The following is a 26,273-nucleotide window of genomic DNA, read 5'->3' as shown; positions in this document are numbered from 1 at the left end:
AATCTATCTAATTATTTTATTCGGAAACACTACAACGCTTTCATGTCCATCTGCACCAACTGCTGCAACGCCAAAGAAGAAATTATCAATAACAATACCATCTAGAGTAAATTCAGTAACATTTTCTAAATAACGACTATGATTCCAAGTTGGTGAAGTTGTATCTCTCCAATAGATTTTGTAACCTTTTGCAGCTTCAACTTTAGTCCATTTTAATTTAGCAGAAGCTTCTACAATACCTCCAATACCAACTTCGGTTGGTGCAGGTGGAGCAGAGGCGAGACTTGCCATGGTGATGGCATTAACTGCAGTTAATTTTTTACAATACGGGAAATTGACATGCTCAAAGGTATCTCCATACTCAATACCGTTTTCAGTTCTGATATCCTGATGTTGCTGTGTGTAATTTTCGTGCGCTTCCATAATTCTAATACCTGCGAAACCAACATCATTAAAAGGTCTGTGATGTCCACCACGACCAAAGCGGTCTAAACGATATACCATCATTGGATTCATTTCTGGCATGTAGGTTCTAGTTGTTTCATAGACGTATCTCGCTAACTGACGAGATGTGCCATCAACCTCTCCACCATAAAAACGGCGACTTCTGGCTTGTCTTGCTAATTTTTCAAGATCTGTTTCTGCAGTTGTTATAGGCTCGGAGAAAATTCTGAAAGTACGGTTGTCAACAACACTGTCAACACCAGAAATATTGCCAATCATATCGTTATTTAAAACTCCGATGATGTCCCAGTTGTTATCTTGTGCATATTTCGCCATACCTTGACCACCAAACAAACCTTGTTCTTCACCTGAAAGTCCTAAATAAACAATACTGCTTTCAAATTTATATTTAGAAAGCACTCTTGCAGCTTCCATAGCACCAGCCATACCTGTAGCATTATCATTCGCACCAGGTGAATCTGAAGTAAAATCTGTTGGGTCTGATACTCTAGAATCAATATCGCCACTCATTATAATATAACGGTTTGGATATTTTGTGCCACGTTGAATGGCAACAACATTAACCACATTGACATCTTTTACGATGCGCTGGTTAGTGCCTTTTTTAATTAAATTACTTTGATAAAAAACTTCAAGACAGTTATTACAATCTTTAGAAATATTATCGAATTGCGATTTTATCCAACGACGAGCAGCACCAATACCACGTGTTTGTGAAACGGTGTCGCTAAGCGTATGCCTTGTGCCAAAATCGGCAAGTGTTTTTACATCGTTACGCAATCGCTCTTCTGAAATAGCATCTATTATGTCATAGATTTTTTGATCGGTTTGAGTGAAAGATTTTAATGAAAAGAAAATAACAAAAAGCGTGATAATATATTTCATAGCAGTCTTAATTTGTAAGCTTTAAAGTTCCGAAAATATTAGCATCAATCCAACCTTTGTTTTTGTCTTCTCCTTCTACATTAATGGACCCAATAAAATTTTCGCGCTCTGCACTTTTATCGTTATCGCAGTAGGCTAGAGCAAAGCCAATAGTTTTACCAACATGAAGTTTTACTGGTGAATTTTGAGCATCGTCTTTAAATGTATTATCAAATAATGAGATTTTTACTTCCCAAATTGAAGTATTGCCTTTAGTAACTCTTTTAGACTCTATATGCGAATTATATAATTTCCCTTCTTTTTTTGTTGACATATCAACTACGTTGCCATCCAAGGCAATATGATAAGCAAAGGCATTATGGTTGTATTGATGTTCGCCGCCACTGTTGTCTTCATCAACAAAAATTTCAAGGCAATCATCATCCCACCATGCTTCGAGAGGATTACTGTTTTTATCTAATAATACGTCATCTTTTATTTCGGCTAATAGATATAATGCGTCCTTAGACCAAGTTAATTTGTAACGACCAAAAAAATCGTCTTTAGCGTAAGCTTCACCTAGCCATAATTCATTCAGTGGTAGCCAATCCGTATGAGACCAGATAGCATCATCAGCTATTCCATTGATAACAGGGTTTGTTTTTGCTTTTTTTACAGTAGTGATTTGGCTATTACGTTTATTAACTTGCTTTTTATAGTGAAATCTTACGGTTTCGGTTTTGCCTTTATCTTTGATATCTACATAAACATTCATTTCCGTGTCATTTACTTTTTCAAAAGACATACCTTCAAAGACTACTTTGTTCTCAGTAATTTCTTTAAGCGGAAAATCGACCGTTTCCTCTTTAGTTTCCCAACCCTTTAAATCTGGTCCAAAATGTTTGAGTTGAAGAATTAATGAGTTTTCAATTTCTCTGATGACTTCGACTTCATAAAAGGTAACTTTTCCATCATTGATTAATTTGAATGTTGCCATCATAGAACCTCCAGATGGTTCGCTCCAGATTTCTTCAGTTTTACCACCAAAAGCTTCACCATGCCATGTGCCAGTAATCCAAGCAATGTTTTCAAGTTTTGGTTCTAGAGCTTTTTTATCTTGTGCGTAGAATAGTGTGCCTATCGCTAGTAATAAATTGGTGATAACATATTTCATTTGAGTACTTTATAATTAAGACGTTTACTATATGTAAATAGTGGACATATTTTTTAATTTTATTGTATAAATGTCACTTTAGATATTAATCCGTTTTCAACTTCGTAGATTGCGACTGCGTAATATATTTTACCATTGATTATTACTTTTTCTTTATCAATGACTTTATTACCAAGAACAATTCGATTTACTATTTCTGCATTTAAGTCTGGTACGTTTTCGAAGAAAGAGGTATAACCTTTACGCAATGCTTCTTGTCCTTCGGAATTTAATTTATTTGGGAAACTGTATAGTTTTACATCTTTTGAATATGTGTTTGTGAAAGTTTCAATATCTCTATTGTTATATGCCAATAGTTGTTTATTTACAATAGCCTCAGGATTAGAAGTTGTTTTTGAGTTTCCTATAAAAGTCATGGAGTTAATATCCTCATCAGTCTCGTATATAGTAACTTGTCTATTCGTTGTATTGTTTAAAGTTGCTAATTCTTCATCAACAACTATATTGTTTAAAACGATACGGTTTAAAACTTTTACTTGCGACTTTTTATTGTTTTTATAAAATTGCCTGTAATTTTCCTTTAGTGTATTACGTCCAGAATACATTCTTTCATTAGGAAATCTGTTGACTACCACATTTGCGTCAAAAGCATTTGCAAAAGCATCTAGATTTCTGGTATTAAAGGGTTCAATATGCTTTTGAACAATTTCTCCTGGTTGTGTATCAGTTGCTAGAGTAGTTTCATTACTATCATTATTTTCACCTGTTGTATCATCAGGCTCTGCTTTAGTTGGCTCGGTTTCCGTACCAATGTCACCAGCGATTAACAATTTTGTAGCAGTAGTATTAACTGCTAAGCGCGTAATTTTGGTGATATTGTTGGTTGATAAATTCGTAATTTGTTTCCAGTCATTATGTCGTTTTAATCGCAGTTTGTAAAGTACATCGTCTTTTCCAGAAAGTATGGTGTTTTCATTTAACCAGCAAATATCTTCAACACCAGCCATAGTATTAGTAATGACTTTTACGGCTCCAGTGTTTGGGTTTAAGGACTTTATTTGCCATTGATTATCATTTTCTTTTGAAATAAAACTTACTAAATTAGTATTCGGGATTTTATGAAAAGAACGTCCGACATTAGAAGCATATTTTACATTTGTTCCATCTTTAAGGTTGCTTACATATAAGTTTAAGTTATCTTCTTCAATAACTGCTGAAACAATAATATCCTCATTATACCAGGTATAGTAGGCAACAACCAAATCTTTAATGAGCTCTGTGGAATGTCCATTTCTTAAACTATAACTGTATAAACGTTGCTTACCATCTTTATCTAATCTAACAGCAGATAGTGCATTATTATTAGGGATTTTTAAAGGAGTATATTCTCCACCTTCTGTGAAATTTAGCCAAACTTTGGCGTTATAGCGCGTATCAAATTTAACAATATCAGTTTGTCCATTTCTTGTTGAAGCAAAGGCAATATATCTATCATCTATAAACGACGGCTGATTATCGTAACCTTCATTTTTAGAAATATTTATTCCGTTTTTAAGCTCAATTTTTATGTTATCAGTTTCTAATTCGAAAAGAAAAATTTCAGTATTGGATTGAGAAAAGGAAAATGACGTAAAAAATGATAGAATAATAAGTTGAAATAGTTTCATGACTAGTTTTTTGGAAAAACTAAAGATAGTGAAATAAAAAAAGCCAACTCAAATTAATGAATTGACTTTTTTTCCATTTCTAACTTAAACTTAACCTAAAAGCAGTACTTATTTTCTGCTTTTACTTTTTCAGCTATCTCAATACGTAGATCTACAATATCTGGATAGTTTGTATATTTTGTAAAACGTTTAAGACCCATTAACATCATACGTTGTTCGTCTCCTTCAGCAAAAGAAATAATACTTTCTTTACCTTTTTCTTCAACGATATCTACAGCGTGATATAAATATAATTTTGCCATAGCTATTTGAGCAGATTGCTCTTTTTCGCTAGTTCGCTTAACATTTTTCTCAGTTCTTAAAATTGCAGATTCTGCCATATAGATTTCAATTAAGATATCTGCAGCTGCAATAAGTAATTGTTGGTGCTCTTCTAGTTGCGGTCCAAATTTTTGAACAGCTCCACCAGCAACCATTAAGAATGTTTTCTTAAGCTTTGCAATCATTTGCTTTTCTTCAGAAAATAATTCTGAATAATCTGGAGTATCAAACGATGGAATACCCATTAATTCTTCTTGCACAGCTTGTGCAGGTCCTAATAAATCTACATGACCTTTCATGGCCTTTTTTACTAACATACCAACAGCTAACATTCTATTGATTTCGTTAGTTCCTTCATAAATTCGAGCAATACGAGCATCTCTCCAAGCGGCTTCCATTGGCGTTTCTTCAGAGAATCCCATACCACCAAAAATTTGGATTCCTTCGTCAGCACAATTTTGTACATCTTCGGACACTGCTACTTTTAAAATAGAACACTCAATAGCATATTCTTCCACACCTTTAAGCTCTGCTTCTTGGTGTGTATTACCAGCGGCAACTCTTAATGCGATTCTATCTTCAATATTTTTTGCAGCTCTATAGGTTGCAGATTCACCAGCATAAGCACTAGCTGCCATTTCAGCTATTTTTGTCTTAATGGCTCCAAAGTTTGCAATAGGAGTTTTAAATTGCTTACGTTCGTTGGCGTAATTTACAGCTGTTGTTAAAATACGACGTTGCGAATCTAAACAAGCGGCAGCCAACTTTATACGACCAACGTTAAGTGCGTTCATTGCAATTTTAAACCCTTCACCACGACCAGCTAACATGTTTTCAACTGGTACAACCGTATCGTTAAAAAATACTTGACGTGTAGAACTTGCTCTAATACCTAATTTATGTTCTTCTTCACCTAAAGTAATGCCGTTAGGATTATCGCCATCGTATTCTACGATAAATCCTGTAATATTTTTATCGTCTTCAATACGTGCAAAAACGATCATCAAACTACAGAAGCCTGCGTTTGAAATCCACATTTTTTGTCCATTAATTTTATATGATTTACCATCATCAGAAAGAGTGGCAGTAGTTTTACCAGAATTAGCATCAGAACCAGCTCCAGGCTCAGTTAAACAATAAGCACCAAACCACTCACCTGAAGCTAATTTTGGTACATACTTTTGTTTCTGTGCCTCAGTACCATATAATGTAATTGGCATGGTGCCAATTCCTGTGTGCGCACCAAAAGCAGTACTAAAAGATCCGGTACCAGACGAAATGTAATCACATGTTAAACATGTAGAAACAAATCCCATTCCCATTCCTCCATAAGCTTCAGGAACTGAAACACTTAAAAAGCCCATTTCACCAGCCTTACGCATAACTTCTTCAGTTAATGCATAATCTTTAGCTTCAAATCTTGGTTTGTGAGCGATTATTTCACGTTCGTTGAATTCCATTACGGATTCCTTCATCATGGTTTGTTCTTCTGAAAAATCTTCAGGAGTAAATACATCTTCACACTTTGTTTCTTTTACTAAGAATTGACCTCCACGTAGGATATCTTTTTCTGTATCTGCCATTTTATAGTATTGTATTAAGTTCTTTTGTTAATTTAAAAATTCGAATATTCCACAAGCACCTTGGCCAGTTCCAACACACATGGTTACTGCACCATATTTACCTTTCATGTCTTGCTTACGCATTTCATCAAAAAGTTGAACGGATAATTTTGCACCTGTACAGCCTAATGGATGACCTAATGCAATTGCTCCACCATTTACGTTAATGATATCTGGATTTAAGTTTAATTCTCTGATGACTGCTAAAGACTGCGAAGCGAAAGCTTCATTCAATTCTATTAATGCTAAATCATCTTGTTTTAAACCTGCTTGTTTTAATGCTTTTGGAATCGCTTTTACTGGTCCAATTCCCATAATACGAGGTTCAACTCCTGCAGCGGCATAATTTACCATACGTGCAACTGGTTCAAGACCTAATTCTTTTACCATATCTTCGCTCATTACCATTACAAAGGCAGCACCATCACTCATTTGAGAAGAGTTACCTGCTGTGACACTTCCACCAGCAGCAAATACAGCTCTTAGTTTTGCTAAAGCCTCTTTGCTAGTACCTGCACGAGGTCCTTCGTCTTTAGTTACTGTGTATGACTTTGTTGCTTTCTTTCCATTAGCATCAATATAAGTTTGCTCAACTTCTATTGGTACAATTTGATCTTGAAAACGATTTTCGGCTTGTGCTCTTAAGGCTTTCATATGCGAATTGTAGGCAAATTCATCTTGATCTTCTCTAGAGACATTGAATTGCTTTGCCACGGCTTCGGCAGTATTTCCCATTCCCCAATAATAATCTTCATGACCATTTTTTACAATGGCATCGTAATTCAATTCTGGTTTAAAACCAGTCATTGGGACACTACTCATACTTTCTGCACCTCCTGCAATGATACAATCTGCCATTCCGGCTTGAATTTTTGCTGTTGCCATACCAATAGTTTCAACTCCAGAGGAGCAAAAACGGTTAACGGTAACACCAGGTACATCAACAACTTCTAATCCCATTAATGAGATTAAACGCGCCATGTTTAATCCTTGTGAACCTTCTGGCATCGCGTTACCAACAATTACGTCGTCTATACGTTTTGGGTCTAAATTTGGCAGTTCTTTCATCATGTATTTGATGGTTTCTGCTGCCAATTCATCTGTTCTTTTAAAACGAAACACGCCTTTTGGAGCTTTACCAACTGCGGTTCTGTATGCTTTTACTATATATGCTGTTTTCATATTTTATGCTTTTAATTATTAGCTCTTGGCTTTTAGCATTGTGTTGTTTACTGCATTTGCCAATAGCTAAAAGCTAAAAGCAAAAGGCATAGTAATTTTTAATTACGTAACGGTTTCCCTTTAGTTAACATATGCTGAATTCTTTCCAATGTTTTACGTTCAGTACATAAAGACAAGAAAGCTTCGCGTTCTAAGTCTAATAAATACTGTTCGCTTACTAAAGTTGGTTCAGATAAATCGCCACCAGCCATAACATAACCTAGTTTATTTGCAATTTTTCTGTCGTGCTCACTAATGTAGTTGCTGTCTTGCATAGAGTCTGTACCTACCATAAACATACTTAAGGCTTGTTTACCTAGTACTTTAACATCTGTACGTTTTACAGGTTGCGTATAGCCCATATCAGCCATTAACATAGCATGCTGTTTAGCTACTGCTATTTGTCTATCTTTATTTACAACTACGATATCTTTTCCTTTTTGAAGAATTCCTAAATCGTAAGCTTCGTAAGCAGAAGTTGCTACTTTCGCCATTCCGATCGTTAAGAAATATTCTTGAAGTGTATTGAGTTGTACATCTCCTTTTTTAAATGTGTCTGATGCTCTTAAAGTCATTTCTTTAGAACCTCCACCACCAGGAATAACACCAACACCAAACTCAACCAAGCCGATGTAAGTTTCTGCTGCTGCAACCACTTTGTCTGCATGCATTGATAATTCACAGCCTCCGCCAAGAGCCATGCCATGCGGTGCAGCAATAGTTGGAATAGACGAGTAACGCATACGCATCATACTGTCTTGGAAATATTTGATAGCCATATTTAGCTCATCATATTCTTGTTCTGCAGCCATCATAAAAATCATTCCGATGTTTGCTCCAACTGAGAAATTAGCTGCTTGGTTTCCAACAACCAATCCTGCGAAATCTTTTTCAGCTAAATCAATCGCTTTATTTAATCCAGCCAAAACATCGCCTCCAATGGTATTCATTTTCGATTGGAATTCCACATTAAGAATTCCATCGCCTAAATCTTCTACTACAACACCTGAGTTTTTAAATACTTCGGATGTTTTACGAATATTATCTAAAATGATAAAGCTATCTTGACCAGGAATTTTTTCTTGTGTCTTCGTCGGAATATTATAAGCATACGTTGCTCCATCTTTAATAGAGTAGAAGCTATCGCTACCAGATTGAAGCATATCTTGTACCCAATCTGCAGGTTTTAAACCTTCAGCTTGCATCATTTCGATACCTTTTTCAACTCCAATAGCATCCCAAATTTGAAAAGGTCCATGTTCCCATCCAAATCCTGCCTTCATGGCATCATCGATTTTGTATAAATCGTCTGTAATTTCTGGAATTCTGTTAGAAACATATGCGAATAAAGCAGAGAAACTCTTTCTGTAGAATTCGCCAGCTTTATCTTTTCCTTTTACTAATATTTTAAAACGGTCTACAACCTTATCAACGGTCTTCGTTAATTCTAAGGTGGCAAATTTTGCGCGTTTAGCAGCGCGATATTCTAGCGTGTTTAAGTCTAGCGATAAAATCTCTTTTTTACCTTCTGCCGAAACATTCTTTTTATAAAATCCTTGACCAGTTTTGCTTCCTAACCATTTATTTTCCATCATGGTGTTGATGAAATCTGGTAATTTAAAAAGCTCTAAACGTTCGTCATTAGGACAATTTTCTCTAATTCCGTTAGCTACATGTACTAAAGTGTCTAGTCCTACAACATCAACCGTACGGAATGTTGCTGATTTAGGACGACCTATAACTGGACCAGATAATTTATCTACCTCTTCAATAGTTAAATCTAAATCCTTAACGGTATGAAATAAACTCATAATGCTAAAAATCCCGATTCTATTTCCAATAAAAGCAGGTGTGTCTTTAGCTACGACAGATGTTTTTCCTAAGAATTTTTCTCCATATTCATTTAAGAATTCTAATACAGAAGCATCTGTTTTAGGTCCTGGAATGATTTCAAATAATTTTAAGTAACGTGCAGGATTGAAGAAGTGTGTTCCACAGAAATGCTTCTGGAAATCGTCACTACGTCCTTCACTCATAAATTTAATAGGAATACCAGAGGTATTAGATGTAATTAAAGTACCAGGTGTTCTGTGTTGTTCTAGTTTTTCAAAAACTTGTTGTTTAATGTCTAGTCGTTCTACAACAACTTCCATAATCCAATCTACATCTTTTACTTTGGCAATATCATCTTCGAGATTACCAGTTGTAATTCTGTTTTTAAATGATGGATGATAGAGTGGAGCAGGTTTTGATTTAATGGAAGCTGTTAAAGCATCATTAACCAAACGGTTTCTTACCACTTTATCTTCTAAAGTTAAGCCTTTAGCTTTTTCTTTATCGTTAAGTTCTCGTGGTACGATGTCTAATAGTAAAACATCTACACCAATGTTGGCAAAATGACAAGCAATACCGCTTCCCATAATCCCTGAGCCAATAATGGCTATTTTTTTAATTCTACGTTTACTCATCTTATTTTAAAGTGTGTTCTTTTTGATTGTATATCTGTTTATTAGAAATCATATTATTAATGACTTCCGTTACTTTTTGAAAGTTTGCTAATTCTTCTTCAGAGACATTTGCTTTTATAGCTTCATTAAAAGTCAATACTTTTTCTCTTGAATAGGCTCTTTTCTCTCTACCAAATTCGGTTAAAAAAATTAAGACTCCACGACCATCTTCAGGGTTTGGTTTTCTAATAATCAATCCTTTTTCTTCCATTGTTTTTAGTGTACGAGATAAACTTGTAGCTTCCATACCCATTTTTGGACCTAAAGACGTAGAAGGTGTACCATTTTCTGGATCAATACTTAATAAAGCAAAGCCGGTAGCCATTGTAGAATCAAATTTTAAAGCTTCTTCGTTGTACATTTTGTTAACTGCTAACCAAGTGGTTCTAAGTATATAGTCAATGGTTTTGTCCTTCATAAGAAATAATTGAAAACCAAAGATAATAAAAAAATACTATGCACGCATAATAAATTAAGTATGATTTTTATGATTCCTTATATTTTGCACAAAAAAAGAGAACCATATTAGGGTTCTCTTAATAATTAGAGACTTTAATTGAGAATCCTTTTTTTAAGGTCTATAAATTTTCTCATACAAGTCTTTGTATATATCTTTAATAATGGCTCGTTTCATTTTCATGGTAGGAGTGAGATGACCACCATCTATAGACCAAACATCTGGAGTAAGTTCAAAACGTTTAATTTGTTCCCATTTACCAAAATGTTTATTGTATTTGTCTATTTCTTTTTGAATTCGGTTAATTACAATTTCTGAAGAGGCAATTTCTTCATCTGTTTTTCCCACACCATTTTGTTTATGGTCAATCCAATCTCTTATGAAATCGAAATTAGGCTGAATTAAAGCAGCTGGCATTTTTTCACCTTCACCGACAACCATAATTTGTTCTATAAAAAGGGATTGTTTCATGTCGTTTTCTAAAAGTGGCGGAATAACATATTTACCACCAGAAGTTTTAAACATTTCTTTTTTACGACCTGTAATTTTTAAGAAACCATCCGAGTCAATTTCACCTTTATCACCTGTATGGAAATAATCACCAGACATTACTTCTGCCGTCTTATCCGGATCTTTATAATAGCCCATCATTACATTTGGTCCCTTTATAAGGACTTCTCCATCTTCTGCAATTTTAACCTCTACGTTATCTATAGGTTTGCCAACGGTACCAACTTTATACATTTTGTCTTTGTATAAACCAACTGAAACAACTGGAGAGGTTTCAGTAAGTCCATAACCTTCCATCACTAGCATTTTAGCAGCACCAAAAACTCTTGCTAACCTAACTTGTAATGCAGCACTACCAGAAACCATTGTTGTTAATTCACCACCTAAGGCTTCTCTCCACTTACTAAAAATAAGTTTGTTGGCTATTTTGAGTTTAAACTCGTACCATGCTCCGTTGGCTCCATAAGGCTCCCATTTTTCACCCAGTTTAACCGCCCAAAAGAAAAGTGACTTTTTAATGCCTGTAAGTTCCTCACCTTTAAGCATAATTTTATCAAATACCTTTTCTAGCAGTCGAGGTACAACACTCATTAAGTTAGGCTTAATTTCTTTAGCATTTTCACCAATTTTGTCTATACCTTCTGCAAAATAAATTGAGGTTCCAGCATGTTGGTAAACATATATTAACACACGTTCAAAAATGTGACAAATTGGTAAAAAACTTAGAATGCGAGTTTCGCCATCTACTAAGGGAACTCGAGGAGAGCTGTCTAAAGCATTGCTAGTAATATTCCAATGTGATAACATTACGCCTTTAGGTCTCCCGGTAGTACCAGATGTATATATTATAGTTGCAAGATCTTCTGGTTTTACAGCGTCTTTACGAGCTTCAACTTCGGGTTGGTTACTTTCGTCTTTTCCGAGTTCAAATAATTCTGAATAATGTTTACAACCATCTATATGATTGAAAGAGTAAACTTCTTTTAAACCGGTGTTTGCTTGTACTTTTCTAACCTTTTCTAAAACTTCTTCATCTGAAACAAAGCAGTAAATAGATTCGCTATGATTTAATACATATTCATAATCTTCTGCACATATAGTTGGATAAATCGGTATATTTTGAGCACCCGTTTGTAAAATACCAATATCCATAATATTCCACTCGGTTCTATTGGTAGTAGAGATTACAGCAATTTTATCATTTTTTTTAATACCTAATCTCAAAAGTGCTCTACTAATTGTATTCGACTTATCAATGTATTCTTTGGTAGACATAGGTGTCCATTTACCATCATATTTTGTAACTAAGGCAGAATCAGATGGTTTATGTTTTAATTGATAGTATGGAAAATCAAAGAGGCGGGTTATCTCTGTCATATATTTAGCAATAATTAGTATGGGATATTACGAAAATATAAAAATTAACGGTATTAATCCTAAAGATTGTCAATATAGGAGTAATAATTTAAAATTTTGAGCATAAAAAAAGAGACTTTAAAATAAAGTCTCTTTTGATATTTTATCTCATTGAGTGCTATCAATTATTCAATAACCCTATATTAAATATGTTTAGCAAAAATATCTAAAAACAAAAATAGAGACTAATAATTGAAAAATGATGTAAATTATCGAAGTTAAATTATTTATTTAGATATTCATTTAAAAATGCATTTTCAGACTTAAAGTAGTCTTTAGGTGACTGTTTCATAAAGTGTTTAAAGTCTTTAACAAAATGCGAATGATCATAATAATTGTACATATGTATTAAATCTTTAAGATCAATTTCTTTGCCTTCGTGTTTTCTCATTAGTTTTAAAAAACGATGTAGGCGTATGTATTTTCCTGGTGTTAAACCAACAATTTTTTTAAATTGAGTTTCTAAAGTTTTTTGACTAAAATCTATATAATCCAATAGTTCGTAGGTATTAAGCATACCTTCTTTTTTATGTATAATTGCTATAAGCTTATCTATTAAGGCAGTTGTTTTGTTAGTTGTTATTGGTAGTTCTAAGAAGAATTTTTTCAATGATTTGGTTAAACCTTTAGCATCATCCTTATGAGTTAAAAAGATAGGATTTAGTAATTCATATAGTTTAGGGGCAAACGCTTTTAAAGGAACGTGTTTATTAGTTAATTTATGAATGTCTAGATTTGTTATTTTGTGTAACGCTGTTGGATGAAATGTTATACCGTATGAATTACTTTCTTGGTTAACTAAAAACTGATAAGATTCGTAAAATTGACCTGTTGCAATAAGACCAATTAAAGGAGTTTCTGTTTTTTTATAAACGGAACTTTGACCTTTACTGTATATATTAGTTATGGTTGTAAAACAAATAGGAAGTACAGTAGATTGAAAAGGTATATCCTCTTTACTAAATGTAAGTTGAAATAGCTCTTCTACAATAGGGTTTAGGTTTGTAGTGTCATAATACTTCAGAGTCATAAATCATCTTTGTTTGTAGGTAAATTACCGCAAAAATATTAATAACTCAAATTTAAAAATAGTTTTATTTATTCTCAATCCATTTTCTTGCATTAACAAAAGCTTCTAACCAAGGTGAAACATCGTCCTTTCTACCTTCTGGATAGTGCGCCCAATTCCACTGAAAAGTTGAACGCTCTATATGAGGCATCGTTACCAAATGACGACCAGTTGAGTCGCACATCATAGCTGTATTAAAATCTGAACCATTTGGATTATGCGGATAAGCTTCATAACCATATTTAGCAACGATATTGTATTTGTCTTCAGAATATGGTAAGTTGAATTTTCCTTCTCCATGAGAAATCCAAACACCTAAAGTAGAGCCTTCTAAACTAGAAAGCATTACAGAATTGTTTTGCTGAATTTTTACAGAAGTAAATGAGCTTTCGTGTTTATGGGAATCGTTATGAACCATTTTGCCATGAACTTCATGTTCTGGATTAATAAGATCTAATTCCATCCATAATTGACAACCGTTACAAATACCAACTGATAATGTGTCTTCTCTTTCAAAGAAGTTTTTAATGACTTTATTGGCTTGTTCATTGTATTTAATAGCTCCAGCCCAACCTTTAGCAGAGCCTAAAACATCTGAATTACTAAAACCACCAACGGCTCCTAAAAATTGAATGTCTTCTAAAGTTTCTCTACCCGAAATTAAGTCGGTCATGTGTACATCCTTAACATCAAAACCTGCCAAGTACATGGCGTTTGCCATTTCACGTTCTGAGTTACTTCCTTTTTCACGAAGAATTGCTGCTTTAGGTCGCTTACTGTCATTGCGAGGAACTTGTGACGTGGCAATCTCATCAAGTTTACCTGTAAAATGTGATGGAAATTTATATTGAAGCGGTTGTTGCTTATAATTATCAAAACGTTCTTTTGCTAAACCATTTGCTGTTTGTTTTTGGTCGAGTAGGAAAGAGGTTTTAAACCACATATCTCGTAATCTCGAAACCGTCATAGTAAAGACTTGATTGCCATTAATGATGCCTAAGACATCACTTTCAGTAACTTCACCTAACTTATGAAATTCTATTGCAGCATTAGATAATACGTTTTCAATCTCATTATCATTTTCTGCCTGAATCACGATTCCTGCATTTTCAGCAAAAAGAACTTTGAAAGCATCTTTTTCATCAAGACTTGTTATATCTAACTCAGCACCTATATTATTGTCAGCAAAACACAGTTCTAATAAGGTGGTAATTAAACCACCAGAAGCTACATCGTGACCAGCAACAATTTGATTATCTTTTATTAAATTTTGAATGGTATTAAAAACCGTTTTAACATAGTCTGCACTTTTAATGTTTGGTGTAGTGTTACCAATTTTATTATTAATCTGTGCGAAAGAACTTCCGCCAAGTTCGTAAGAATCTTGAGACATATTGATATAGTAAATTGATCCTTTTCCTTTTTTAAAGACAGGTTCAACAACTTTAGTTATATCGTTACAGTTGGCTGCTGCTGAAATAATAACTGTGCCTGGAGAAATAACATCTCCATCAGGATATTTTTGTTTCATTGAAAGGGAATCCTTTCCTGTTGGAACATTGATCCCTAAATCTATTGCAAATTCTGAAACCGCTTTTACAGCTTCATATAAACGAGCATCTTCACCTTCATTTTTACAAGGCCACATCCAATTGGCTGATAGTGATACACTTTTTAATCCATCTTTTAAAGGTGCCCAAATAATATTAGTTAACGCTTCTGTAATTGAGTTTCTACTACCAGCTTCAGGATTAATTAATCCCGAAATAGGTGAGTGACCAATACTCGTTGCGATGCCTTCCTTACCCTTATAATCGAGAGCCATTACGCCAACATTATTCAATGGTAATTGTAAAGGGCCAGCGCATTGTTGCTTAGCAACTTTACCACCAACACAACGGTCTACTTTGTTAGTTAGCCAATCTTTACAGGCTACTGCTTCAAGCTGAAGAACTTGATCTAAATAATCGTAAAATTTGTCTGTATTATAAGAAATGCCACTGTATGCTTTCTCAACCGTAGTGTCTGTCATTATGGTTTTTGGCGAGCTACCAAACATATCTTCTAAAGCTAAATCCATTGGTCTAGCTCCATTGGTTTTAGATTCAAAAGTAAAACGATGTTTTCCTGTGACTTCTCCAACATCGTAAATTGGAGAACGTTCTCTATCCGCTATTTTATGTAAGGTGTCTAAATGTTTATCTGCAATCACTAATCCCATACGTTCTTGAGATTCGTTACCAATAATTTCTTTAGCAGATAAAGTAGGATCACCAACAGGTAATTTATCTAAATCTATGTTTCCACCTGTATCTTCAACTAATTCTGATAAACAGTTGAGGTGTCCACCAGCACCATGATCGTGAATTGAAACAATGAAATTTTCATCACTTTCTACCATGCCTCTAACAGCATTTGCAGCTCGTTTTTGCATTTCAGGATTAGAACGTTGTACGGCGTTTAATTCGATACCAGAAGCAAATTCACCTGTGTCAGCAGAGGACACTGCGGCTCCTCCCATACCGATTCGGTAATTGTCACCACCAAGAATAACAATTTTATCACCTTCTTTTGGTGTATCTTTTAATGCTTGCTCTGCTTTTCCGTAACCAATTCCTCCAGCTTGCATAATTACTTTATCGTAGCCAATTTTTCCGTTTTGGTCTTGATGCTCAAAAGTTAATACAGAACCACAGATTAAAGGTTGCCCAAATTTGTTTCCAAAATCAGATGCTCCGTTACTTGCTTTAATTAAGATGTCCATTGGTGTTTGGTACAGCCACTTGCGCTCTGGAAATGCCTTCTCCCATGGACGCTCATCGTTTAATCTAGAATATGAAGTCATATAAACTGCAGTTCCCGCAAGAGGTAAAGAGCCTTTTCCACCAGCAAGTCTATCTCTAATTTCACCACCAGAACCTGTAGCAGCACCATTAAAAGGCTCAACAGTTGTTGGGAAATTGTGTGTTTCTGCTTTTAGTGAAATTACAGACTCAAAATCTTTAGTTGTATAATAATCTGGAACATCAGCACGCTTTGGTGCAAACTGTTCCACAACAGGTCCTTTTATAAAAGCGACGTTATCTTTATATGCCGAAACAATATCATTGGGATTTTGTTTCGAGGTTTCTTTTATAAGTTTGAATAACGACGTTTCTTTTTCTTCACCATCAATAACAAAAGTACCATTGAATATTTTATGACGACAGTGTTCTGAATTAACCTGAGAAAACCCAAAAACTTCAGAGTCGGTTAATGGTCGTCCTATTTTTTTTGAAACACTTTCTAGGTATTCTACTTCTTCATCACTTAGCGACAAACCTTCTTGTTGGTTGTATGCTGAAATATCTTCAATATTTAAAATGGCTTCAGGTTGAATGTCAATTTTAAAAACATCTTGATTTAAACTCGAAAATTTTTCAGATATCATTGGGTCAAAATCCTTGAAATCTTTGGTTGTCGAAGTAAACTCTTCAATTCTAATGATATTCGAAATTCCCATATTTTGGGTGATTTCAACAGCATTTGTACTCCAAGGGGTAATCATTGCTGCTCGTGGACCAACAAAAAAAGCATCGAGAGATGCTTGTTCTATTTTTGGCTGGTTGCCAAATAACCATACTAATTTAGAAATGGTTTCGGTTGATAATTCTTTTGTTGCTTGAACAGCAAATACTTTGCTGTTTTGGTTTCCGAAGAAATGAATCATTTATTTGAGATATTTGACGTGAAAATTAAAATGCAAAGTTAATTCATTTTGTGATATTACTATTAAAATTTAGGATACAAAAAGTGAAGTATTCAACAGGTTTTAAACAAAAAAAAGCAGTTCTATTGAACTGCTTTTAAGAATTAAGTTATATGCTTACTGTTTTATCAGCTTCTTAGTGATAGTAGCATTGTCTTGAGATATTTTGACAATATAAATTCCAGCTTTTAGGGACTGAAGATATATAGTGTTGGATGTGGATAATGTGTTTCTATAAACGCGTTTTCCAAGAATATCATAAATTTCTATATCAGTGTCTATATTAGATTTCAAATCTACAGTTAGATTATTTTTAACCGGATTTGGATGAATTTTTACATCAGAGATATCATATTTGTCTGCACCTAGAGTAGAGTAACAAGTATATGATAAGTCGTCAAATATCACTCTATTACTACCAGAACTATTACCGTCAATGACAACAGAAACGTTATTCTCAACATTAATATTTGGAATTGTAATAGTTTGTACTATGTCATCATAAGCAATCGTACCTACTAAATTTCCGTTGACCTTTACATTAAATGTACCAGCAGATCCGCTAAATACACGCTGTGTGGTTACAGTTAATGTGCCTATGCCACCAGAAGTAGTTGGAAGTGTTATAACGCCATCTCTAACAGTAATTGCTCTTCCGTTTAATGTTTGGTCTGTTCTTGCTTCTGTAGCAGAATATGTTAATCCATTATCTCCAGTCCAAGTTCTATCTGAATACGAACCTGAGTTTGAAGGAATAAGTTCAAATGTTTCAACTAGACAATCCGATCCACCGACAGTTCCATTATCTGTAGTTGTTTCACAATCTTGATTGCTAAAACCGGATTCATTACCTGCAGCATCTTTTGCTTTTATGGTAAAGCAATAGTTGGTGTTAGCCGTTAAGCCAGTAACTGTAAAGGAAGTGTTTGCAGTATTAAATGTATTTGTTCCATCAACATAAATATCATAAGAAACAACTCCTATATTATCTGTTGAAGCTGTCCAGTTTAAATCTATTGAGTTGTCTGCAGGATTTGAAGCGACTAAGTTGGTTGGATTTGAAGGCGCTTCAGTATCTGGATTTGGATTCCAAATTAAGTTAGCATATTCCGGATGATCAACAAACGGATTTGCATTGCCTTGGTAGTTATACGCAGCATTATTTCGGTCTATTTCCCTTTGATCTACAGGGTCAACATTGTAATGCCAATCTAATAACATATCTAAAGCCCAATCTTCTAAAGCTTGGTCTTCTGTTCCATTGAACATGTCAAAACTTGTGTAACCATCTACAGTATCTTCATATCGTGTGACGAAATAAAGAATAGCTCTTGCGATGTCACCTTTAAATTCGTCAATTGGTTCGAAAACAGTGCCTGAATAACCAGGTACATTACTGCTGCCTCTTTTAGATCCATTCATAGATGTCCAATTCGCAGAACCAACTGTTCCAAAAGGAAAACTTCCTCTTTGTCCATTAGCATAACCATCGCTTGGTACTACATGGTGAATGTCATTTTGCATAGGTGATGCACTACCAAAAGACGATTGAGGAATTGTATGCTCTCGGTTATAACAATCTCCTTCACCACTATAATTACCACAATTGTTTGAGCCGTGATTAAAGGTGTAAGGATCTGTACCGTTAGGATTTTCTGTGTAGTATAATAAAATGGTTCCATCATTCTCATATCCACTTTCTGAGATATTATCGGTATGCGTTGTTACATAACCAGAGTATAGAGATCCATAACCTTGATCACTATGACCATTAGTTATAATATTTTTTAATTGCGTTTTTAAAGTATAACCAGTTAAACCATCAGCACTATCGTAATAATTTGCAGGAATCTGGGCAAACGTAATATTTGTAATAAGTAAAGTAAAAATTAAAAAGTAAAAGTTCTTCATTTGATAGCTTTTGTTTAATAGTGATTTGGTTATTTTTTTTCTAAAAGTGCCATATAGAATCCATCAAAACCAGACTTATAGGCTAATATCTTTTTGTCCTTAACAAATGTAAAATCTTTTCCGGCTTCGGATGTTAAGAATTTGTCAACTTGTTTTTGATTTTCAGATGGTAGAACAGAACATGTAGCATAGACCATTTTTCCTCCCGGTTTAACCATTTTAGAATATTTTTCTAAAACTTCCTGTTGTGTTTTCTTAATACTCTCCACAAACTCTGGTTGTAATTTCCATTTGGCATCTGGATTTCTACGTAAAACACCTAATCCTGAACATGGTGCATCAATTAATAAACGGTCTGCTTTACCATGTAATTTTTTAATTGGTTTAGTAGAGTCAATTACCTTCATCTCAATATTGTGAACACCATTTCTGCGGGCTCTTATTTTGAGTTTCTTTAATTTACTTTCGTAAATATCCATAGCAATTAACTGACCTTTGTTTTCCATAAGAGATGCTAAATGCAAAGTTTTACCACCTGCACCTGCACAAACATCTACAACTTTCATGCCTGGTTTTACGTCTAAATAATCTGCAACTAATTGAGAAGATGCATCTTGCACCTCAAACCAGCCGTTCTTAAATGCTTCAGTTACGAAAACATTTGCACGTTCTTTTAATTTTAATGCAGAAGGATGATCTGGCAGTAACTCAGTTTCTATATCTTCGGATTGAAGTTTTAACTGTAAATCTTTTTTATTCGTTTTTAAAGTGTTAACTCTAAGAACGACATCCGCTTGTTCGTTTTGTTTGGCAAGCTCTTTAGTCCATTCGGCTTCTCCTAATTCCTTTACTCCTAATTCATCAATCCAATCTGGAACCGATTCTCTAAATTTTCTAATTTTAGAAAGCTCATCAAACCGTCCTTTTATTTTTCGAGATGGAGTATCTGTAAAATATTTCCAATCAGGTAATCTTATGCCTTTAAGTGTTGCCCATACCGCAAATAGTCTCCAAAGATTATCTCTATCGTAGGGTGCTTTTACATCTGCAATTTCTGCATACAGTCTTTGATAACGAACTATTTCGTAAACGGTTTCGGCAACAAAACCTCTATCACGACTTCCCCAACGCTTATCGCGCTTTAGTAATTGTTGTATCACCTTATCAGCATATTCACCTTCATTAAAAATAAGATGTAAGCCATCTATTACTGCAAAGCATAAGTTTCTATGTAGTCGCATTTTTATTTTATTCTTTTTTTAGCTTTAGTTTAAATACTTTAGCCGCAATTGTTTAAATTAAACAAGCGTGCAAAGGTAAGAGAAAAGTTTAAAAGTATTTAAGTTTATATAAAAGTGTTCTTATCTAAAAATATAAAAAATCCGCAAGTTTTTTTTGAAAATTGCATCTAAAGTAAATTACCCGTATTGTAAGCATCTCAATTTTTGAAGGAAACCGAATTTATAACAGAGTTAAAATCAAAAAGCCCTAAGGCTTACAGTGCGCTATTGGATATGTTTCAGCAAAAAGTTTTTGGCACATGTATTTCGTTTGTTCCAAATAGAGAAGATGCTGAGGATATTGCACAAGATGTATTTATGGAAGTGTTCAACTCTATTTCTAAATTTAAAGGAGACTCAAAATTATCGACTTGGATTTATAGAATAACAACCAATAAGTGCTTAGAGTTTATTAGAAAAAAGAATACAAAAAAGCGTTTTGCGTTTTTACAATCAATTACAGGCAATGCAGTTCCTATGGATAAGACTGATTATTTCACAGAAATGAATCACCCAGGAATTTTGCTAGAGAATAAAGAACTTAACGCTACGCTTTTTAAAGCTATTAATAGCTTAGCTGAAAGTCAAAGAGTTGTTTTTACGCTTCATAAAATAGATGGAAAGAGTTATCAGGAAGTGGCAGAAATTACAAAAAGAAGCTTGTCTTCTATTGAATCTGTTATGTTTAGAGCTAAAAAGAATTTACAAAACACTCTAGAAAATTATTATAAAAATGAATATTAACACAAGTTTTTTTAAACTTATGCATCTAAATATATAGTTATGAAATCTGATTTAGACATGGATAAAAAAGTTAAGGAAACCTTTGATTCAGTAGAATCTATTGAAGAGGTTAAAGTCTCACCATTTTTTAAGGAAAAAGTGATGCAGCAAATTCGTAATGCATCTGAAGAAGTGCAAGAAGCAACTTGGTCTTGGTTTACTCCAAAATTACAGTTAGCAACCTTAGTATGTGTTGTTGTTTTAAATGTTATCGCATTTAACAATTTGCAAGAATCTACATACAATGAGAATGTAAATAGTTTTGCTGAATCATATGGTCTTTCAATAAGTGAAGAAACTGTCTTATTAAATTAAATTATGAAAAAAAATACATTTTTATATATTTTGCTCGTTTTTCTAATTGTTGTTAACGGTTTTTTTCTAATTAATTACATCGGAAAAAATAATGATTCGAGGCCAGAAGAATCGCAAAGAGAAAAAGATTTTATTGTACGAGAGCTTGGGTTTAATGATACTCAATTAGAGCGTTTCTATGTGAAAAGTGCAGGACACCATCCAACCATGATGCGTTTATCTAATGATATAAAAGAATTAAAAGATAAGTTGTTTAATAAATTGTCTGATGATGAGATAAATGAAAGCACAATTGACTCAATTACAGCATTAATTTGTGATAAGGAAACAGAAAAAGAAAAAGAAATATTCTATCATTTCAAAATGATTAGAGACATAGCCAATGACAAGCAAAAAGAAAAGTTTAATAGTATATTAATGGATGCTTTACGTCGTGGAGACCGAGGAAACAGACCACGTCCTCCTATGAGAGGAGAAGGTCATAGACCTCCACCACATTAATGAAAATAGTCAATTTTTATAATCAAAAGACCTTCAAAATAATGAAGGTCTTTTTTTTGTGATTTTTTTAACAAGACCAAGCACAAGTTAAATAAAGCAAGTTCATCTAAATAAACATAACTTAAAATTAAATTATAAGAAGTAACACTTCAAAAGATTAGTATAAGCATTTGTTCTAGTAGTTATTTAAAATATTTCAAATGGTCAATCTGTTCGTGATATAAAATAAGTGGAGAAGTTACCTACGTTTAAAGTTTATTAAAAAGAGATGGATAAGAATTGAAATAGATTTATTACAAAGGAGGAATTAAAAAAGGCAACTAAACTAGAGCGAAAAGAAAAGAATAATGATTCAAATTAAACTAACCCAAAAATTTAAAGAGATGAAAAGACTTAGAAAGAATTTTAACCAAATATTTATAGCGTTTATTTTCAGTGCTTTCTTAATAACTTTTAATGGATGTAGCGATGATGATTCTACAACATCAAATGATGAAGATGAGCAAGAGGTAATTATTGACGATACAGATTTTGAAGCTACTGACTGGACAGAAGCCACGCACAGTAAAGACGCAGATCCAAATTTCGACGAAGTTTTTGAAGATAATGCCGTTAAAAGAATTGATATAGTTATTACAGAAGCACGTTGGCAAAGTATGCTCGATGACATGACCAATTTATATGGAGCATTTGGAAGTGGTAATGGTTCATTTTCAGATGATGATGAAGATCCTATTTTTGTACCTGCAGAAGTGTTTTATAATGACATCGAATGGTATCGTGTAGGTGTTCGTTTTAAAGGAAATTCCAGTTTGGCATCGTCTTGGGCAAATGGCGTCTTAAAATTGTCGTTTAAATTGGATTTTGATGAATTCGAAGATGATTACCCACAAATAGATAATCAACGTTTTTATGGTTTTAAAAAATTAAGCCTTAAAAATAATTATGACGACAAGTCTATGCTTCGCGAAAAAGTGGCAACAGATGTATTTAGAAATGCAGGATTAGTGGCTTCCCATACGGCATTTTATGCGGTTTATGTAGATCATGGAGATGGACCACAATATTTTGGGTTGTATACAATGGTAGAAGAGGTTGATGATACAGTTTTAGATACCCAATTCTCAGATGATGATGGAAATTTGTACAAACCAGATGGAGATGCAGCAAGTTTTGCAGCTGGCACCTTTGATGAAGACGAGTATGTAAAGAAAACCAATGAAGATGACGCAGATTTTACTGATGTTGCTAATCTACTTTCAATTTTAAATGATGGAACAAGAACGACTGATGCTGCAACTTGGCGAACTAATTTAGAAACTGTTTTAGATACTGATGTGTTTCTAAAATACTTGGCGACTAATACTGTAATTCAAAATTGGGATACCTATGGCAGAATGACCCATAATTATTATCTATACAACAATCCGGATACGAGCAAATTAACATGGATACCTTGGGATAATAACGAGTCCTTACAATTTGGGAAACAAGGTGGATCGTTGCCATTAGATTTTTCTGGATTAAATGCTTCAGAATGGCCATTGATTGGTTATCTGTACGCAGATGATGTTTATAAAGCGCAATACGATACTTATGTGCAAGAAGTGGTAGATGGAGCATTTAATGTAAGCACTATCCAATCCCAATACGCAACTTATTCGGCTTTAATTGAGCCTTATGCAACTTCTGAAGTGACAGGTTATACATTTTTAAATAGCAGTTCAGAATTTCAATCGGCAGTTAATCAATTGAATGCACATGTTGTATCTCGTGCTAATGCCGTAAATGCATACTTAGATTAAGATATTGAGTTTAGATTGTTTGATTAGTTGATTAAAAACCTCGGGAGAGATTTCGAGGTTTTTTTTTAAGAAAATCTAATATCAATAAAGAATATACATTAAGAAAGAGATTAAATAAATTTAAAATATAGAATTATGAATAAGACTAAAATTAAGGCAATTATTACGTTTTTAGCAATACTGTTAAGTTTCACTGTATTTGCACAAGGACCAGGTGGCAGAGGAGGAAGACAAGGAGGAGGAGAACAACGTGGTGGAAGACCTGATGCTTCTGAAATTCTAAAAATGTTAGATACTAACAAGGACGATAAAATTGACAAAGACGAAGCATCAAAAGATAGAAGAGGCAAAATTTCTGAAGATTTTAATGACATTGATGCTAATGCAGATGGGTTTATCGATTTAGAAGAATTGGAAGTTTCTTTAGATGGTAAAAGACCAAAAAAAGTATCTGCAGAAAGCATAATAAAAGAAGTTGATCAAAATGAAGATGGATTGTTAAATGAATTAGAAGTTGCGGCAAAAGATAAACGCAATTTAATTGATAATTTCAAAGAAATTGATGCTAATGAAGATGGACAACTTGATATTGAAGAATTAAAGTTGTTTTTCGGAAAGGAAGATGGTAAAAGGAAAAAGGGGCGAAGAAAGACAAAGAATTAATAAAATGGACTATTTAAAAATGAAAAGTAAATTATTCTATTATGCCTTTGCAATGGTCACAATCTTCAGTTTTGTAAGTTGTAATAGCCAAAAGAACAATTCTGGTCATACACACAATGGGTCAGAAGACCATTCTCACGACCATACTGAAACGCCAGAAAATTATTTTGGAAATTATACTCTTAAAGATGCCAAATATGGTACACAAACAGTTGTCACCGTAAATGGTGATACTAGAACTATGCTAACCAATGCATTGCCCAACCATAAGACGGGTGATTTTCCAAATCAAGGAAATCCAAATACTATTTCTGCGCAGAATAGAACGTATTCATTTCCAGTAAATCCAAAATATACTAGAAACCCACAGTGGATAAGAGAACCAGGTGTAGCGCTTAATGGTGTTAAATTTGAACCAGGAACAGCAGAAGTTGTCGAATGTGATACGGGTGAGAATTATCGAGTAGAGGCGCTTCAAGATGTCATTGATTTAGGTTTGGATTTTAACCACGCACATGTTCAGCCGACGGGAGCTTACCATTATCATGGTACGCCAACTTCAGTTATTGCAAATTTTGACTCAGGTGAAGATTTGGTACATATCGGTTTTGCACACGATGGTTTCCCAATGTATTATTCTAAAAGCGGAAAGTATAAGCCTAGCTATAAAGCAATATCAGGAAATAGAGAAGGAGAGGATTGCACATATGAAAATCCACATCAATCTATGGATATATCTGTAGGAGGTCATCACGACGGTACATTTACTTCAGATTTTGAATATGTTGAAGGTTCGGGTGATTTAGATGCGTGTAACGGTATCAATATTGATGGAAAATATATGTATTTAGTTACCGCTGAATTTCCATACGTCAGCCGTTGTGTTATGGGCGAGGTTGATGCAGATAAGCAGCGAGAAGTAGGCATGCAAGGAGGACAAGGAGAAGGAAGAGGTGGGCCACCAAATATAAATGAGTTGTTTACTGAAATGGATACCAATAAAGATGGCAAATTATTTAAAGCTGAAGTTAAAGGCCCTTTGAAAGATAATTTTGATAGAATTGACGCCAATCACGACGGTATGCTAATTAAGGAGGAATTGGAAAACGGTGGTCAGCAAAATAGACCGAGACCAAGAGGTGGCAGAAATTAAATTAAACTAAAGCGCAAGATTTTTTAATCAACCGCATCTAAACATTATTCAAACTATAAAATGATTAAACATGAAGAATTTATTTAAATTTATAATATTGATGATATCAATAGTTTTATTAAACATTGGCTGTTCATCAGATGATAATTCATCATCCACTGACGATGGAGATGACGGAGTGATTGCAGAACTGCATCCAGCTTTTGCTGCATTTAATTCAGATGCGACAACAATTTATGTAGATGGATCTAATGTAGTTATAGAAACTACAGGTTTACCAGATCATGAGACAATTTATTGGGGAGAAGGTCATGCATTATATAGAGATGAGCCAAATGTAGCAACTACACCAAGTATTATGTCTAGTAATAATAATGCAACAACAATTACAGTTGATGCTACTCCTAATTTGTCTGGCAGTACTGTTTCTACAACTTTTAATACTATTGGTATAGCGGTAAGTGGAGCATCAATTTTTAACGATCAAGAAGGTGGTGGGCCATTAGACCAGGCAGCTGCTAGTTTAGATTGGACAGGTGCACACATTGGGCCAGGTGTATACCACTATCACTTAGAACCAAAAGCTTTTTCAGATGATGATGAAAATTTAGTCGGAATTCTTTTAGATGGTGTTTTTTTATACGGAAGAAAATGTAATTCTACAGGAACTTATCCAACAGATTTAGATGCATCTGGTGGGCATACTTCAACTACCCAATATACTGATGGTACTGAAGAATATCATTACCATATAATTAACGAAGTGTATTCTACAACTGGGTCTTACTTAGCATTTGCAGGACCATATCGAGGTTATTAAT

Annotated in this window: 19 protein-coding genes; 7 read left to right on the top strand and 12 right to left on the bottom strand. The window is 34.1% G+C overall.

Going from position 1 to position 26,273, the window contains the following annotated elements:
* Nucleotides 1–3: 3 nt before the first annotated feature.
* From H8K90_RS12300 to H8K90_RS12245, 12 genes are all read right to left on the bottom strand, one after another.
* Nucleotides 4–1,350, bottom strand: coding sequence for a M28 family peptidase (locus H8K90_RS12300; RefSeq protein ID WP_186846286.1), 1,347 nt, complete (start codon nt 1,348–1,350; stop codon nt 4–6).
* Between the two features lie 7 nt (nt 1,351–1,357).
* A complete protein-coding gene (locus H8K90_RS12295) occupies nt 1,358–2,503 on the bottom strand; it encodes a DUF6265 family protein (RefSeq protein ID WP_222611356.1) in 1,146 nt (381 codons plus the stop codon).
* Between the two features lie 59 nt (nt 2,504–2,562).
* Complete coding sequence (locus tag H8K90_RS16900; protein WP_222611355.1) at nt 2,563–4,170, bottom strand: nuclear transport factor 2 family protein; 1,608 nt, start codon at nt 4,168–4,170, stop codon at nt 2,563–2,565.
* A 95-nt stretch (nt 4,171–4,265) separates the two neighbouring features.
* Complete coding sequence (locus tag H8K90_RS12285; protein ID WP_186846285.1) at nt 4,266–6,074, bottom strand: acyl-CoA dehydrogenase family protein; 1,809 nt, start codon at nt 6,072–6,074, stop codon at nt 4,266–4,268.
* Between the two features lie 27 nt (nt 6,075–6,101).
* Nucleotides 6,102–7,295 (bottom strand): acetyl-CoA C-acyltransferase, encoded by a 1,194-nt coding sequence (locus tag H8K90_RS12280; RefSeq protein ID WP_186846284.1) that lies wholly within the window; start codon nt 7,293–7,295, stop codon nt 6,102–6,104.
* Nucleotides 7,296–7,393: 98 nt separating this feature from the next.
* Nucleotides 7,394–9,802: a 3-hydroxyacyl-CoA dehydrogenase/enoyl-CoA hydratase family protein gene (locus tag H8K90_RS12275; RefSeq protein WP_186846283.1), complete on the bottom strand. Its 2,409-nt coding sequence runs from the start codon at nt 9,800–9,802 to the stop codon at nt 7,394–7,396.
* Nucleotide 9,803: 1 nt separating this feature from the next.
* The gene (locus H8K90_RS12270) at nt 9,804–10,259 is read right to left on the bottom strand and encodes a MarR family winged helix-turn-helix transcriptional regulator (protein WP_186846282.1); all 456 of its coding nucleotides are present in this window, start codon (nt 10,257–10,259) and stop codon (nt 9,804–9,806) included.
* A 153-nt stretch (nt 10,260–10,412) separates the two neighbouring features.
* Nucleotides 10,413–12,185, bottom strand: coding sequence for an AMP-dependent synthetase/ligase (locus H8K90_RS12265; RefSeq protein WP_186846281.1), 1,773 nt, complete (start codon nt 12,183–12,185; stop codon nt 10,413–10,415).
* 262 nt (nt 12,186–12,447) lie between these two features.
* Nucleotides 12,448–13,254, bottom strand: coding sequence for a helix-turn-helix domain-containing protein (locus H8K90_RS12260; RefSeq protein WP_186846280.1), 807 nt, complete (start codon nt 13,252–13,254; stop codon nt 12,448–12,450).
* Between the two features lie 64 nt (nt 13,255–13,318).
* Entirely contained in the window at nt 13,319–17,002 is a 3,684-nt protein-coding gene (gene purL / locus H8K90_RS12255) for a phosphoribosylformylglycinamidine synthase (protein WP_186846279.1), read from the bottom strand.
* Between the two features lie 156 nt (nt 17,003–17,158).
* Nucleotides 17,159–18,952, bottom strand: a complete 1,794-nt coding sequence (locus H8K90_RS12250) for an endonuclease (protein ID WP_186846278.1) — start codon at nt 18,950–18,952, stop codon at nt 17,159–17,161.
* A gap of 29 nt (nt 18,953–18,981) precedes the next feature.
* Nucleotides 18,982–20,193, bottom strand: a complete 1,212-nt coding sequence (locus tag H8K90_RS12245; protein WP_186846277.1) for an RsmB/NOP family class I SAM-dependent RNA methyltransferase — start codon at nt 20,191–20,193, stop codon at nt 18,982–18,984.
* Nucleotides 20,194–20,397: 204 nt separating this feature from the next.
* Between H8K90_RS12245 and H8K90_RS12240 the strand changes: the two genes are divergently transcribed.
* The 7 genes from H8K90_RS12240 (at nt 20,398) to H8K90_RS12210 (ending at nt 26,272) form a co-directional block, all read left to right on the top strand.
* The gene (locus tag H8K90_RS12240; protein ID WP_186846276.1) at nt 20,398–20,976 is read left to right on the top strand and encodes an RNA polymerase sigma factor; all 579 of its coding nucleotides are present in this window, start codon (nt 20,398–20,400) and stop codon (nt 20,974–20,976) included.
* A 39-nt stretch (nt 20,977–21,015) separates the two neighbouring features.
* Nucleotides 21,016–21,330, top strand: a complete 315-nt coding sequence (locus H8K90_RS12235) for a hypothetical protein (RefSeq protein ID WP_186846275.1) — start codon at nt 21,016–21,018, stop codon at nt 21,328–21,330.
* 3 nt (nt 21,331–21,333) lie between these two features.
* The gene (locus H8K90_RS12230) at nt 21,334–21,831 is read left to right on the top strand and encodes a hypothetical protein (protein ID WP_186846274.1); all 498 of its coding nucleotides are present in this window, start codon (nt 21,334–21,336) and stop codon (nt 21,829–21,831) included.
* Between the two features lie 383 nt (nt 21,832–22,214).
* A complete protein-coding gene (locus tag H8K90_RS12225; RefSeq protein WP_246457730.1) occupies nt 22,215–23,636 on the top strand; it encodes a CotH kinase family protein in 1,422 nt (473 codons plus the stop codon).
* 135 nt (nt 23,637–23,771) lie between these two features.
* Complete coding sequence (locus tag H8K90_RS12220; protein ID WP_186846272.1) at nt 23,772–24,299, top strand: CREC-EF hand family protein; 528 nt, start codon at nt 23,772–23,774, stop codon at nt 24,297–24,299.
* Between the two features lie 19 nt (nt 24,300–24,318).
* A complete protein-coding gene (locus H8K90_RS12215) occupies nt 24,319–25,452 on the top strand; it encodes a YHYH protein (RefSeq protein ID WP_186846271.1) in 1,134 nt (377 codons plus the stop codon).
* Between the two features lie 70 nt (nt 25,453–25,522).
* Complete coding sequence (locus H8K90_RS12210; protein ID WP_186846270.1) at nt 25,523–26,272, top strand: YHYH protein; 750 nt, start codon at nt 25,523–25,525, stop codon at nt 26,270–26,272.
* The last annotated feature ends 1 nt before the right edge of the window (nt 26,273 follow it).

Origin of the sequence: Winogradskyella echinorum (assembly GCF_014297365.1) — a bacterium.
GTDB classification, from domain to species: domain Bacteria; phylum Bacteroidota; class Bacteroidia; order Flavobacteriales; family Flavobacteriaceae; genus Winogradskyella; species Winogradskyella echinorum.
The sequence above is the reverse complement of the archived record's forward strand: the minus strand, read 5'-3'. Positions and strand labels throughout refer to the sequence as shown.

Bases quoted from the DNA above. Each gene is read 5' to 3' on its own strand.
- H8K90_RS12300 (WP_186846286.1), bottom strand. From the start codon at position 1,350: ATGAAATATATTATCACGCTTTTTGTTATTTTCTTTTCATTAAAATCT.
- H8K90_RS12295 (WP_222611356.1), bottom strand. From the start codon at position 2,503: ATGAAATATGTTATCACCAATTTATTACTAGCGATAGGCACACTATTC.
- H8K90_RS16900 (WP_222611355.1), bottom strand. From the start codon at position 4,170: ATGAAACTATTTCAACTTATTATTCTATCATTTTTTACGTCATTTTCC.
- H8K90_RS12285 (WP_186846285.1), bottom strand. From the start codon at position 6,074: ATGGCAGATACAGAAAAAGATATCCTACGTGGAGGTCAATTCTTAGTA.
- H8K90_RS12280 (WP_186846284.1), bottom strand. From the start codon at position 7,295: ATGAAAACAGCATATATAGTAAAAGCATACAGAACCGCAGTTGGTAAA.
- H8K90_RS12275 (WP_186846283.1), bottom strand. From the start codon at position 9,802: ATGAGTAAACGTAGAATTAAAAAAATAGCCATTATTGGCTCAGGGATT.
- H8K90_RS12270 (WP_186846282.1), bottom strand. From the start codon at position 10,259: ATGAAGGACAAAACCATTGACTATATACTTAGAACCACTTGGTTAGCA.
- H8K90_RS12265 (WP_186846281.1), bottom strand. From the start codon at position 12,185: ATGACAGAGATAACCCGCCTCTTTGATTTTCCATACTATCAATTAAAA.
- H8K90_RS12260 (WP_186846280.1), bottom strand. From the start codon at position 13,254: ATGACTCTGAAGTATTATGACACTACAAACCTAAACCCTATTGTAGAA.
- purL (WP_186846279.1), bottom strand. From the start codon at position 17,002: ATGATTCATTTCTTCGGAAACCAAAACAGCAAAGTATTTGCTGTTCAA.
- H8K90_RS12250 (WP_186846278.1), bottom strand. From the start codon at position 18,952: ATGAAGAACTTTTACTTTTTAATTTTTACTTTACTTATTACAAATATT.
- H8K90_RS12245 (WP_186846277.1), bottom strand. From the start codon at position 20,193: ATGCGACTACATAGAAACTTATGCTTTGCAGTAATAGATGGCTTACAT.
- H8K90_RS12235 (WP_186846275.1), top strand. From the start codon at position 21,016: ATGAAATCTGATTTAGACATGGATAAAAAAGTTAAGGAAACCTTTGAT.
- H8K90_RS12230 (WP_186846274.1), top strand. From the start codon at position 21,334: ATGAAAAAAAATACATTTTTATATATTTTGCTCGTTTTTCTAATTGTT.
- H8K90_RS12225 (WP_246457730.1), top strand. From the start codon at position 22,215: ATGAAAAGACTTAGAAAGAATTTTAACCAAATATTTATAGCGTTTATT.
- H8K90_RS12220 (WP_186846272.1), top strand. From the start codon at position 23,772: ATGAATAAGACTAAAATTAAGGCAATTATTACGTTTTTAGCAATACTG.
- H8K90_RS12215 (WP_186846271.1), top strand. From the start codon at position 24,319: ATGAAAAGTAAATTATTCTATTATGCCTTTGCAATGGTCACAATCTTC.
- H8K90_RS12210 (WP_186846270.1), top strand. From the start codon at position 25,523: ATGAAGAATTTATTTAAATTTATAATATTGATGATATCAATAGTTTTA.